The organism is Paenibacillus sp. J22FR83, assembly GCF_059691955.1.
The window spans coordinates 54,237-68,500 of sequence record NZ_JCAUAM010000002.1; the positions used below are offsets into that span (position 1 = coordinate 54,237).

Here is a 14,264-nt window from a genome sequence, read left to right on the forward strand (position 1 = left end):
CCGTTATTTCACAATAATTTGTATAACGTCACTTACCGTTGTTCCACTTTCATTTATAAACTCGCCACGATACTGATAAGTACCAGGGGCTTTCCCCGAAATTTGTGTAGTTGCTGATTGCGCACTGGGTGTGTGGGAAGATAAAGCTTGCGTATTAATAAGTTCACCATTTTCGTATAAGCGATACGCTACTGCGTTCGTCCCCCACCACATATTCGCGGTAATGGTATAGTTACCATCTTGATCCCAGTTGTCGCTGGACAACACAGGTTTGCCGGGATTCGCTTCAGATACGGTGACCGTGTGCGGATCGCATGCCGTCGTTCCATACGAATTCGATAACTCGCAGGTGTACACATAAGTTCCGTTTGGCTTACCTTGAATCGGAATAATGGAAGTCTGGGCAGATGGTGATGCATCGGGTAGTGGGTTCGCTTGGATCATCTGACCATTCTCGTACAATTTATACAGTGATCCATTATTCCCCCACCACATATTCATCGTAATGTCGTAATTACCATCCTGCAAGCCAGTCGCAACAACATTGTTATCCGATAATACCGGTTTAGCCGGTGCTAGTGCGCTATTCGCAAATGTTGGGCTAAAAGACTGTCGCTCGAACTTAACAGCATCAGCCCTCGTATAAATCATATCCGCAGGAAGGGTAGGCGGATCTACCGTAGTCGGAGTGTCCCTCGTTAAACGAACATACTCGCTGCCGTCCCCTGTAAAGTCGAAAGTGCCAAGAGTCACCCACCCGGACGAGCCGACTGTTGCATCGAGATACGTGACCTCGGTAACCGACTGATGTTTCACTTCCACTTTGACATGATTATCATTTGCCGTTGTATGGACGAGCTTATAGATAGAGACCGTATATCTCCCCGTTGGGAACTGAGCCTTCCATGTCGCAGATGATCCTTGAACAGTAGAGTAGCGGGACTTCACACCAATTTTGTAACCAGCTAAATTACTTTGGCTCCAAGATCCTTCTGTCGTGTATAATCCTGCCGTATTCGTACTGTCGACGATAACCGTCAGATCCCTGATCGCTATGGTCATATGCGGTGTTGTTAATGTCACTCCATCCAGCGTGACCGAAGCCCACACTTCGATATGATCCGTTACGCCATCAAGGTTTAGGAGGGTCAACACTCCGCTGCTGTCTACTTCGGCCAGATCGGTTCTATCTACGAAATACTGCACATTAGCCTGACTCAGATCTGCGATCAATCCGTTGTCCATATGGCCCGTTACGCTCAGTTGAGCCTCTTGCGTCATCTGCAATTCGTCCCGATCTGACTTGATGACCACCGATTCCAATTGCAGCGCGCGATTAGGGTCCACCCACATCATGGCATCGGCAACTACGCGTGACTTGTTGGCCTTATTGGTCAATTCGACGTAGCCACTATCTCCTGCTGCAAAAGGATAAGCTCCTAAGAACACCCACGTTCCATTGGCAGTGGACTGATCAACGGTAACCGTCTCGGAGCCTCCGCTATAATGAATAGTAAATGTAGCATTGGTTGCCCAATTTTCGCTTGTTGCGGTTATTTGCGGAAGCTTGTAATACACGCTATACGTAACCGTTTCCGGCAACTCCGGCCGCCAGGCAATGGTGCTTGTTGCTGTGCCCGTCGTCGATTTGGCATACACATAGTTATCATAATAGTAGTCATTAGCCGTGGTATCCCGTATCCAGACGCCTTCTGTTTCAGCTTCGGTATTATCCACAATGATAGTTGAATCATCGTGCCACTCCGGTTGCACTGGCGTTACTGCAACGTGATCAGGCAGGTATAGCGTTCGCTTGCGGGTCTGCTTGCCGTCGGATTCCACATAATACGTGAACGTTTGGGATAAATCGTTTACCCGTATCGACCATTCCATCGGATAGATCGTATCTGGAACGGTCGTGTACGTGGCCCCGCCATCCAAGGAGTAATGAATCGTCGCTGGCTTCGTCGTTTTGGCCTGCACATAAGCGTCGTAGGACGTTTCGTCAGGCTTGACGATGAGCATGCCCTTCACAGCATCGATTGGACTGTGAACATCGAAGAAATAGCTGGCATCCGATGTATCGGCCGTTCTAATCTGATGCAGCGGTACATCAATGTCGAGTCCTTCTACAATGATGGCGGTTATTCCCTTGCTTGAAACCGTAGCCTGGATGATTCCGCCACTCATAACCGCTTGCTGTGGTGTCCCGTTATCGCGGATGATGGTGACGTTATAATCTTGCGCTGGGTTGAACCCGATCATTTGCGCATTCAGTTCGATCGGAGTCTGTACCTCAGACGTCGATTCGTTACTTAAGCTGATGTAGAACTTATTGCCGCTTTCGCCCGTTATCCAGTTCAATTGCGGATGGTTCGTCTCAATAATTCCTTTGGGCATCCAAAGCCATACATTGGAATTCCCATAAAATTGACCTGGTTTATTCCCATAGAGGTGATACTTGAACCATAAGAAATTCGTTTCGAAGACGGAAGGGAACGTAATATTCCCATTCGATTTCAGCGATTGTTCGCTGATCAAATAATCCATCGTTTGCCCGAGCTGCGCTGGCATGTGGTGATAATAGATGGATGTAGCTCCGCTAGGACCTTCAATCGGAAAATCCGGCTCTAATTGACTAACCGCGAAACCTTTATAGTAATATCCCGGATAGCTGGAATATCGTCCGATGACTGCATTATGCGCGATATCCTGCAAGAGCGTGTCGCCAGTATATAGCGACAATCGCAGCATGAATGGAGCTTCCTGCGCATTCATCCGATAATAACCCGTCGTACTTCCCGCTTCGAAGGTCAGCCCATTAGGAGAAACAAGCCAACTGTCCGCTTGCACGCCTCCGGCTACATCTTCAGGTAGCTTGTTCCTAGGATAAGCGTATTTACCGCTTTCCGGCCAGTGGAACGACTCAGCGTAGTTATACGTCTCCGGTTGCGGAATCGTAACGGTACCTTCATGGACTGGACGAGCAACGAACATCGTGGCATATTGTTTGGCTTCCTTATATGCCGCATTCAAGTACTTGGGATCTTTCGTTTCCTCGTAAAGCTCCAAGATCTCCATCCACAGTTTGCTATAGTAGTAAATGAACTCATTTTTACTCACATTCGCAGTAGCGGGTGTATCGATATTTTGTGCGATATAGCTGTCGGCTGCATCCTTCGCATCTTGTAGATACTGCGCATCACCCGTCATGCGATACATCATCAGGGGTTGAATGACAGGTCCCCGATCTTTCTGATCAGGATCGCGCATAAGGTACTCTTCCTGCCCCAGCGCCTCGACTCCTGCCGAAGTACCCAGCATCTGATTGACAGCCGCAACGCTGGAAACATCGAATGGTAACGCAGCCATTTTCCATAGGGACGGTACGCTGTATACCGGCTTCTGTGTCGGTGACCAACCGATACCATTGCGTGAGACCCCGTACTGAATGGACGGCAACGCCCTCGTATCGTACAGTTGGTCGTCCCCAGTCAAATAATAGGCGCCTAGAAGAGCCGCACTTGATGTTGTTCGAACGCTATCCTCGTTCTCGATATCAATAAAGCCTTTGGCTCGATTCCACCAGCCGCTTGGCGAAGGAACAAAATTGACAGAATCGTCCCCCTGCGGTTCAATCTTCATCAGATCAATCATATTAAACATCGCATCTGTCAGTGATTGGTCGGCAACATTTTCCCGATATGCGGAATAATCGTATTCACTGCGGAGAATATCCTCATAAGCATCATAGAGAGGGCTGCGCTGAGCGATTAGCCCCATATGAAACTGATACGTGCTTTCCGCGGTCATCTGTGAATACGTCCCCAGTTGCGGTGCATAAAGAATCGGCTGTACGTCACCTTCATTGTTGACAAGACTCATGCCTAGCCGCTGCTGGGAGACGCCGCCCGTCGGTTCAAACTCAACCGGAAGCTCCTCGGCTGGCGCAAATACGCCATACGTCAAAGGATTCCCCGATCCGTCGTTCTTTTCAATCAAACTCATTGGAGCGCTTAGCTCCCTCAAACTAGTGGATTCAACCGAACCTACCATTTTGGCATGCGCCCTAAAGCCATTTAACACTTCATTGACCCCAGAGACGGTCTCTGTTGTGAAAGATTGATAGCCGATGACATAATTCCCATTCCGACGAGGTGTAAAATCAAAGGAAACATCGGGTCTCTCCCCCGACATCGACCAATTCACTTGCAAATCGTAATCGCTGCTATGCAAGGAATCCGTTAATACGGCAGTCTGGCTATCCGGAAAAGTAACTCCGTCGAATGTAAGCCAACGTTTATTCATCGTATCGTAGTAATTCGTTCGACTTCCCGCATTTCCATCCAATAAGACCCATTGTTCTTCCAGTCTTTCTGCTACATTATTGATCGGAACCCAGTTTCCCGTCCCCGTGTCCTTATAGAACAAATCACGGACGATGGATTTGCCCCCATCCCAAGCTGCTTCATAGAAAGTCGCTTTATAGTTGGCATTTGCGATACTGCCTTTTTCCGTATAACTGAGATTCGCCAAGGTGCGGCTTCTCAGAGGTGGTAACGGTGGCGCCTGCTGCCGGATATTCCCTTCAAATTTGACAGCATCTGCCCGCGTAATAATCGTTCCGGTCGTAGGTTGCGTTCGTGTTAGCCGAACAAACTCGGTGTCATTACCACTGAAATAATAGCTTCCCAAATCCACCCAACCGACAGCGGGACCTGATGAGGGTCTTAGATCCATAAACATAACATCCGTAATCCCATTATGCACAATTTCAATTTTCACATTGCTATCTGCTTTATCCGCCCAATCCAACTTGTAAAATGATATTTTCGCCGTACCCGCTTCCAATCGCGGATTCCATGTGATCGTTCTTCCCACAGCATCTGTATAGTTGGAACTCGAATTATTGTACCCTTTCACGCCCGTGCTTGTGCTCCAATATGGCGCGGAGTAGCCGTTATTCTTGTTATCCACATCGACAGTGACCACACCATCCGTTGTGATACTGCCATTATCAATAATGATTGTTTTGTGAGGCTCTTTTTGCCTAATATTCCCTTCGAACTTAACCGCGTCTGCACGCGTGAGAATCGTGCTCGTAGAGCTGGTGGACCGAGTCAATTTGACGTATTCTTCACCTACCCCGGAAAAATAGTATTCGCCCAAATCAACCCATCCCACAGCCGCTCCGAATGAAGGTCTCAGATCGATAAATTGAACATCTGTCGTGCCGTTATGAACGATTTCGATTTTCACATTACTATCTGCTTTATCTGCCCAATCTAGCTTGTAAAAAGAAATTCTCGCCGTACCTGCGTCTAATCGTGGATTCCACGTTATGGTTCTACCTGCTGTACTTGTATATTTGGAGCTGGAATTATCATAGCCCTTCACCCCTGTACTTGTGGTCCAATTCGGAGCCGAGTAGCCGTTGTTTACGTTATCCGTATCCGATGTCACAACACCGTCAATCGTGATGCTCCCGTCATCGATAACAATCGTTTTATACGGTAAGGTATCCGCACTAGCAGTTCCTTTCCCCAAAAAGCTTAGTGGCATTATCATCGTCATCATCACAACGATTAAGAGCAGCTTCTTTATTCTCATATCACTCGCATCCTCCCCATGCATTGTTTGCGCTTTCAAAACATCATTTCCTCCTTTGTTGGCATGATCGCAAAGAAGCAATAGCCCTAATCGTCTGGCTACATCTCCCCCGTCTTATGTATCATAGCATCTCACATGATCTCAGAATTTCTTTGATTTCTAGAATTTCTTATAAGATTTTAAGTGAATAAACTACAATCAGCGTACTTCGATCCAACTTTCTCCACAAAAATATCTTGACTTTTCAATGAATACGTCATATTGTATATTCAAACAACTAAATACTTAGTTATATGATTACAACAAACTGTGGAGACGATATAATGGAAACTTCCCCCACCTCAGGACTTGAGACTCAAGTTCATCAACAACTGAGAGATTGCAGCCAAATATTTCTAGCTTTAGCCGATCCAATCCGTCAAGATATTATTATGATGTTGACCAAACATGACACACTGAACGTTGCTCAAATTGTCGAACGCTCGCCTATGTCCAGATCCGCCATTTCTCATCATTTAAAAATTTTGCGACAAGCGGATTTAATTTCATCCAATAAAGTAGCAACTGAAATATTCTATAGCCTAGATATAGAAAACCCAGTCTCACTACTAAAGGCTTTTATTGAAACGACGGAACGAATTATCGAATTGAAGAGCATATCTGAGGCTGATTAAGCCTTCTTTTATTGTCCTAAATAACCAAATAACTAGTCATTTAGATAATTAGTTATTTAATAACATATAACAGGAGGTTCATTCAGTATGAAAACAGTTCTAATTACGGGTGCATCAAGTGGAATAGGCAGGGAGTTCGCAGAGATATTCGCTAAGGAGGGGTATCAAGTTATACTTGCATCACGAAACGAGGAGAAACTGAAGGAGATCGCTCAAAGTCTAAGGCAACGTTACCCTACAACAACTATTGTCATTCCCGTTGATTTAGCCCAGAGTAACGGACCTCAACTGTTGTATGATGCATTAAAAAAGGAAGCTATCGAAATTGATGTTCTTATCAATAATGCGGGTATTGGCTCCTATGGTTTCCTTCATGAGCAGAATATCCAAACCGAGCTGGAAATGATTCAATTAAACGTTCATTCGCTCTCTCATCTCATGATGTTGTTTCTTCAAGATATGGTAAAGAGGAACACCGGCCGAATCCTTAATGTGGGTTCTACAACGTCTTTTTATGCATGTCCTTTGAGCGCTAACTATTCTGCGTCCAAAGCTTTTGTTCTCTATTTAACGGAAGCTGTTGCCAACGAACTCAAAGGGACTGGCGTCAGCGTTACTGCATTATGTCCTGGGGCCACGGGCACCGAATTTTTCCGCAACGCGAAAATGGAGAAACAAAAAGTCGCAAAAGACAATGCGGTCATGGATGCAAAAAAGGTGGCCGAGATTGGATTCCAAGCTCTTAATAAAAGGAAAACTTTCGTTGTTCCAGGCTTCCAGAACTGGTTGCTGGCTCAAGCTCCTCGACTCTTTCCGAGACGTATCGTAACCAACATTACACGCAATGTACTTGAACAAAAGCTCTAGTGCTCTTGCTTCGAACGGAGCGGGCGCTAGCGCCCGTCGGACGACGGGGGAAACCACCCTAGGTCTTATCGCCAATATGAAAAAAGCTTACGGTGCCCGGAAACTTATACTTTCTGGCGTGTTAGTAAAAAAACCTACAGAGTATCTGACTGCTCTACCGCAGTCAGATACTCTGTAGGCCTTACACAGGCGGCTGCACCAGCAACAACTTCCCAAGCTGGATCACCGTTTGATCGTACCAATCCGGGTGCTCCTGAACATGGCCCCTGCTTCGCTCATTGCCAGCAGCCTCAAACGCAGCCGCTTTATCTGTCTTCTCGCTGTCGATTTCGAAACGAACCGTATGGCTCCCATTCGGAAGCTCCGGCAAGAACACAAACTGATTACGATTATGATCATTATAGAGTGTGAATCGGTCGACAAGGAACGGTTCCCCGCCATCTACTGTCACTTTCAATCTGCCGGAATCAGGTCCCCCGATATCAAACAGCCCGATGTGCGTCCCTTCGAATTGCACCGTGAAAGATTCACCAGGATCGACTGCACGCCATAACCCGGGGAACAACCAGTTATAATCACGCGCCAGCGCAAAATCATCAGGAGTCACGTAAGACCATCCTGCAGATAACTGGGCATAGCCATCCAGCGGCCGCATAGTGGCGTACTCCCACGGATTGGCCGGAACCAGCGTGTCCTCAGGCAGGTTATGTTCGAGACTCTCCGAACTAAGTTCACGAATCTGCTCCCATGACCGAGTAATCGTATCCGTATATATCTGATGCCCTTCCGGAATGATCGGATGGATCGAATCATGCGTAAATACAATAGCCCCGGGAATCGACTTGTCTGCTTCTGTACTCCCTGAGGTAAATATAAGCTTGCCCTCCGTCACCAATTGACTGACCGCTACGCCCAGATGAATGGAAGGAATACCATAATAGTCGGCGACTTCCTCTTGCATAAGCGCTCCCTTCTGGTATTCCCCAGCCTGAAATCCTGCCACATCCCGCTCCTTCACCGTATAAACGAACAGAATGTCGGTAAACCGGCTCTGCTTGCGGATTTGACGCACAATTCCTTCGATCCGCGCCTTGGACTCGGGTACTCCGCCATCGTTACCCACAAACTCGACAAATACAAGATGGGGCTGATGGCGCAGCACATCTGACTCCAACCGGGCGCAGCCCAGATCCGATCCTGTACCGTCAATCCCAGCATTCACAGTGCGGATATTGGCCTTGGGATATTGCCCCTGCAGCCATTCCGCCGTCATCACCCTGTATCCCTGAGAACGCGTATTACTTCCGCCAAAATAGGCAATGGTCACATCTTCCCCATTTTCCAACTTCTGAATGACATTAGGTAACCCTCTACGAGGAAATAATTCCTGCATCATGACTTCACCTGCTCTCTCTTATCAGGAATAGGAGCGAACAATTTTACAGCAAACACTTCATGATAAGGCGATCCATACGTTGCGCCGAAATCAATCCGGATTCGGGTTACCTGTTGCGCATCCACCTTATGTTTATTCAACGTGTGATAGTTTCCACGGATACTAATTTCCTTCTCTGTTCCATCTTCGAAGGTCAAGGTCACATCATAATCTTGCATGAGGGGCTCGATCGGATCGTCGAAATGCTCCAAATCCAGCTGTGAATTGAATACGAGATGAATTTCGTCTAGATTTTTAGGACTGGCAAAACTAAGTTCCAACCATTCCTTTCCTTCCGTACGTTCGGAAATCCAGCCGTTCGGCAGACCATAGGGTCTGGAGTAGCCGTTGACGACGTTCTCGGGGTTATACATATCCTGCGCTGGCAGCACGTCTTTGAAGCAAATGCTCTTATTGAACTTCTTCAACTTGGACGGCTCTTCGGGCCTATAATGGAAGCTGACCGCTCCTGTTATTTTCTCTACATTCCCGTGTACAGCAAGCCTCTCCGTACCTTCCAGTACGATGTATATTTTATCGTCCTCTGGCTTCAAGCAACCCAAGTCCAGCGTGATCCAATCGTCATGACCAGCAGCAATAGCTACGCTATACTCTTTCAACAGGCTGGTAGGAATGTAGTTTTCCTTCCGATCCCCGCCAAACAATTTCACCTGCAGCGTTTCCGAATGCTCGGAACTATTATTAATTGAAATCTGTACACTTTCCGCAACGGACGTCTGAATCGGCAGGACCAAACATACCCCTTGATCCAGCGGAATCGCTTCAGTTGGGTTGAGATTCTCATAGCTGCGCTGAGAGGAGGCACTTACGCTTAACCCATCAGCAAAGTAAGAATCCAATTCTTCTTTGAGCCCTACAATCGTCTGCCCGTCTCGAAGCAACAACGACTGCAGTTCCCCCATATGAGCCTGGACGATGTCTGCAGGATCTACGTCATATTTCAGGCATAGCGAAGCAGCCGTTCCAACCGCCTGACCCATACAACCGCAGGTTGCCATGACTCTTGTCGATCCGAAAGCAACATGCGTAGCACTGATATTGCGGCCAGCGAACATGAGGTTAGGTATATTTTGCGAGAATAAACTACGGAACGGAATATTGTATAGACCCGGCACGAAATTCCAAGCTGTAGCTGGACCCTCATCGTAAATACCCTTCGCAGCATGTAGATCCATATACCATCCCCCGACGGCTACAGCATCTTCAAAGTGCGGCTTATCTGTCAGATCATTCTGGGACAACATGTGATTCCCAATAAACCGCCTCGACTCTCGCTTGCCCGGAATGGGGCATACATAATCCAAGATAAGATTGTCGACATCGTCAAATTCGCCGCTATTCTTGATATAATCCCAAATTCCGTAAACCAATTTGCGAAGCTCCAATGCGATGTCTTCATTATTGGTAATAATATCCATATGTCCGCCGTATTCCAACCACCACAATCCGCCAAGTCCATTGATTTTCCTAGGGAAAGCCCGATGGTTCAAGCCCTTCCTGATACTATCGAAAAAGGGCAGCTTCGTAATATCATACGCAAAGCCAGGCCGCTTGTACGGAACGGAATAGTCTACATTGCGAGCTTGGAAAAGGATCGTGTCTCCCATGGTATAATGGTCCGCCACTTCAGGAGCCAGAGTTTCGTTGTACTCATGCTTCGCTTCCCTTCCCCATCGAAAGTGCGCCCCTGCCTGAAATCCGACAACCCCATCTCCGGAGCAATCGATGTACGTTCGGCTTTCAAACCGGAATTTCCTTTCGGAAGCCAATTGAATGCCCTCCACCCATGCAATTCTGCCGTTCTCCATGCCCGTTTCATGCACACATGTATTTAAATAGAGAGCAATGTTAGGCTCCGCATAAACCATATCCAACAAGACCGTGTCCGAAAGCGAAAGCATAAGCTTCTTGTTATATAAGGGATTATAGTGGAAAATCTTCAACTTAAGCTCTTCCACCAACCCGCCCTCACGCGCATAATAGGATGGACTTTTGCCGAGATAAGCCGACCCGTTGATATGAACCCTAACCTCGCTGCTGGCATTGCCTCCAAGCACCGGTCGATCATTAATAAGTGACACTTGCAGCCCTTGACGAGCAGCAGCAATAGCCGCACATAGCCCAGCAATTCCTCCGCCTACGACGGTTACATCCGCTTTAATAAGCTCCATTGTGATAACCTCCATGATAAGATACATCTATCATGGTAGTCCTTTTGTACGCCGTTTATTTACATGATTTCAAGAAAAAATCATATTTTATTTAGATTCATACCTCGTCATTTTTATCCGGTATTGCTTTGGTGTATCCCCCGTATATTCTTTGAACAATTTGCAAAAATACCCCTCGTTTACAATGCCTACTTCCTCGCACAGTTCCAATATCGAATAGTCTTGAGCATTAAGCAGCTCGAGCGCCAATTGAATTTTTTTGCGATTGATGTAGCTAATCACGCCTTCATTCATGGTTTTCTTAAACAGGCTGCTGAAATACGATGGCGCTAAGTTCACATCCTCAGCAATGGCCTCCAAAGTTAAACGCTGCCTCAGATTCTTCTCGATAAACCGCATGGCTCCCATAATTTCTGCCCGATGCAGGAGTTGACCAGCGTGTACATATCCGAATGTGAAGTCGCTAATATAGGTAAGCTGCTCCCGAAATGTCATAAATTCGATGGGAAACTCTGCGATATCCGTGGTTGACGTGTTCCCCGATTTAAATTTCGCCGTAATGTCCCTATATAAATCACGAAGCATAGGCGCCATGATCGACCTATGAATCTTATGATCCGTAACAAATTGGTTTAATTCCGCAAATTCTTTCTCCAATTCTTCTTTGGATACTTGTCTTTGGACCCATACTAGAAAACTAGCTAATTTCTGTTGAAATTCCTCCCTCCTATCATTCCGGTAATGGAACCGATGCGCGGGCGTTTTGACTACTTTTTCCCCATGATAATAGAAATCCTCACTCACATTGTGAGCTTCCGTGTAAGCTTGTTTGATCGATTCCCAACCCCGATGCGGACCGCCGAAAGCGACAGATACGCTTTGATTCAGATACTGCTGCAAATGGGTAACAATCTGACTCCCCAATGTCTGGCAGGCATACTCGGTATCCATATCGCTGCGATTATTTTCCCAGGAGAGGAAGCCAATAAAACGGTTATCAGATAGATCCGTAGCTACACCACTGCCACAATTCATTACCGTTTCTTCGATGACATTCGTAATCGCATATTTCAAAATGTTTTGGTCAACCGCTGAATATTCATTTCGAAAATTCTCATACAGATTCATCTCTACAATAAAGCAGCAGTAGTTAGCTTGAAAAAACTGAGACTCCATGCGATTGGTGAAATTCGATACGCGATGAGGAGGGATTTCGCCTCTGATCAGCTCGTTGAAAAATTGCTTGCGAACTCTATATTTATTTTCAAGCACGGATATGTTTAATAATTGAAACTCTTCTTCTTTTTTCTTCACCTCATCCAGAATTCCGGCTGCCCGAACCAAAGCTCGATTCAAATCGGCTTCATTCAACGGAACTTTAACAATGTATTCCAAAACGTTGGCATGAATAGCTCGCTGAGCATATTCAAATGTCGAATAGGCCGTCAAGAGAATGAATTGGGTATGGGGCAGCTCCTGCTTTAACTGCTCAATCATGGCGATCCCATCCATTCGCGGCATCACGATATCGGAGATAACGATGTCAGGCTTAAGCTGCATAATCTCCTCTATCCCCTTCTGCCCATTGTTCGCCTTTCCCACTAAATGAAATTTCCTTTCCTTCTGGGAGAGCTCGCTGAAAAAAAGTTCCAATCGTTGAATGATCAGGTCTTCATCGTCAACTATGAAGCAGGTGTATTCTCTCACTTTTATGCATCTCCTTTAAACGAACCTACTGGGAATACGGCGCGAACACAGGTCATTTCCTGAGGTGTACTTATGATTCGGAGCCCGAACTGGTCCCCATAGTGAAGTCTGATTCGACCATGAATATTGTTTAACCCGATTCTTTTCCTCTTTACTTCCAGATCGCTTGGGTCTGCGATTAAAATATGCGGAATACGATTCGCTGGAATGCCTTCACCTTGATCAATAACTTCGATCATAACATTGCCGCCACTTCTGTACGCATGAATTGTAATCGAGCCTTCGATGCCACCTCCGCTGTAGCCATGGAAGATACTATTCTCCACAATAGGTTGCAGCAACATGCGAAATACCGGGAAATCCATTAACCCCTCTTCAATATGCTCAATTAACTGGAAGTGCCTGTTATAACGAATGTTCTGGATCGCGATATAGTCCGATACATTGCGCAACTCCTGACGTAGCGAAACCTTCTCCGACGCATCCGCGATCCCGTATTCCAATATGGCAATGAGAGATCCGATGACGACATCTACTTTTTCTATTTGTCCCAGACGTATGACATTGCTGATAGATCCAAGTGTATTATATAAAAAATGCGGATTTATTTGCGATTGCAGCACTTGGATTTCCAGCTTCCGCTCCAGTTCATTATGAAGCTCTGCTCGCCGAATCAGCTCCACAATCTGTTGCAGCATACGATCGAATGCTAGGGAGAGATCACCGAATTCATCGTTTCGCTTAATCGTAACTGTTGTCGTCAGATCACCTTGCTCGACCCGCTTCATTTTGGTTTTGAGCGCATACAGTGGGTTCCTTATATATTTGGCGATAAAAAAGGAAATAAACAAACTTAAGAGCAGGCCTGCAACTAGCAGCCCGAGATAGAAGTTTTCCAATCTGGACAGAGCCGCTTCCATACGAGATTCATCGTTGATCGAGATGAGGAACCAATTAAACTTCTCTGTCGGTTTTTTCAGAATAGAGACTGGAATCCCCTCTTTGGTATGCAATTGAAGACTTGTTCCTGTCGTGTCCAAAATTTGTTCTGCCGACGTATCCCCAATGGAGAAAGTATGATCTTGAATACTTAGGGGACCTCTATTTTCTGAAAATCCAGCAATGATTTTACCCGATGTGGTCATCAACGCCAGATTCATTTGTTCTTTTTTATTAATCTTAAACAAGGTTTCTTCAATGGCATTCAGATCCAAATCTACCGCGATCGCCAGCGGATACGGAGCCCCGTTCAGATACCGCACCATCGTAACCGTCCAGCCGGAATACTTCGATTTATACGGATCACTGACAAAAGTAGTCCGTCTATTCTTGTCAGCCGCATCAAACAAAGGCTTTCTGTCCGATAAAGGTTCATCGAAAATTCGCGTAGTCGTACTTCCGCCCAAAATGGATAGATCACTATTGATCAAGTAAATGTTGCTCACGTAATTACTGTTGAGTTCATAGAGCTCTCTTAATTGCTTTTTAATTACTTCCGTATTGGCAATGTTGGCTTTCACTGAAGTTTCTACCGAGAACAAGATGGTTTGGAAGGAGGAGAAATTAACTGTTAAATACTGATCAACTTTGTCTAATATTTGGTTTGTGTAATAAATGTCGTTGGTTCTAATTTCTTTCTGAACATAGCGATAAGACAATTGGCTTATCAAGATAATGCAGCTTAATACAAATGCAAACACAATCGTGAATAGTTTGATAGGCAAGCTGATTCTTCTTCGCATCGGTCATCTTCCTTTGGAGTCTGTAGTCAACTAAGCA

General features: G+C 46.0%; 7 protein-coding genes. 2 read left to right on the top strand and 5 right to left on the bottom strand.

The features are described 5' to 3' along the window. Nucleotides 1-3: 3 nt before the first annotated feature. Complete coding sequence (locus AC58PV_RS03870; protein WP_497430973.1) at nucleotides 4-5,649, bottom strand: golvesin C-terminal-like domain-containing protein; 5,646 nt, start codon at nucleotides 5,647-5,649, stop codon at nucleotides 4-6. Between the two features lie 284 nt (nucleotides 5,650-5,933). Here AC58PV_RS03870 and AC58PV_RS03875 point away from each other — a divergent pair, with 284 nt between their 5' ends. Together AC58PV_RS03875 and AC58PV_RS03880 are read left to right on the top strand one after the other, a co-directional pair. Continuing rightward, nucleotides 5,934-6,284, top strand: a complete 351-nt coding sequence (locus AC58PV_RS03875) for an ArsR/SmtB family transcription factor (protein WP_497430974.1) — start codon at nucleotides 5,934-5,936, stop codon at nucleotides 6,282-6,284. Nucleotides 6,285-6,371: 87 nt separating this feature from the next. Beyond that, nucleotides 6,372-7,151: an SDR family NAD(P)-dependent oxidoreductase gene (locus AC58PV_RS03880; protein ID WP_497430975.1), complete on the top strand. Its 780-nt coding sequence runs from the start codon at nucleotides 6,372-6,374 to the stop codon at nucleotides 7,149-7,151. A 181-nt stretch (nucleotides 7,152-7,332) separates the two neighbouring features. On the opposite strand, the gene AC58PV_RS03885 is transcribed toward AC58PV_RS03880, so the two are convergent. From AC58PV_RS03885 to AC58PV_RS03900, 4 genes are all read right to left on the bottom strand, one after another. After that, nucleotides 7,333-8,547: an SGNH/GDSL hydrolase family protein gene (locus tag AC58PV_RS03885; RefSeq protein WP_497430976.1), complete on the bottom strand. Its 1,215-nt coding sequence runs from the start codon at nucleotides 8,545-8,547 to the stop codon at nucleotides 7,333-7,335. Then, complete coding sequence (locus tag AC58PV_RS03890; RefSeq protein WP_497430977.1) at nucleotides 8,544-10,778, bottom strand: FAD-dependent oxidoreductase; 2,235 nt, start codon at nucleotides 10,776-10,778, stop codon at nucleotides 8,544-8,546. Before AC58PV_RS03890 ends, AC58PV_RS03885 begins: the two co-directional genes overlap by 4 nt. Before the next feature lie 87 nt (nucleotides 10,779-10,865). Further along, entirely contained in the window at nucleotides 10,866-12,485 is a 1,620-nt protein-coding gene (locus AC58PV_RS03895; protein ID WP_497430978.1) for a response regulator transcription factor, read from the bottom strand. A 2-nt stretch (nucleotides 12,486-12,487) separates the two neighbouring features. Continuing rightward, nucleotides 12,488-14,227, bottom strand: a complete 1,740-nt coding sequence (locus AC58PV_RS03900) for a sensor histidine kinase (protein ID WP_497430979.1) — start codon at nucleotides 14,225-14,227, stop codon at nucleotides 12,488-12,490. Between the last annotated feature and the right edge of the window lie 37 nt (nucleotides 14,228-14,264).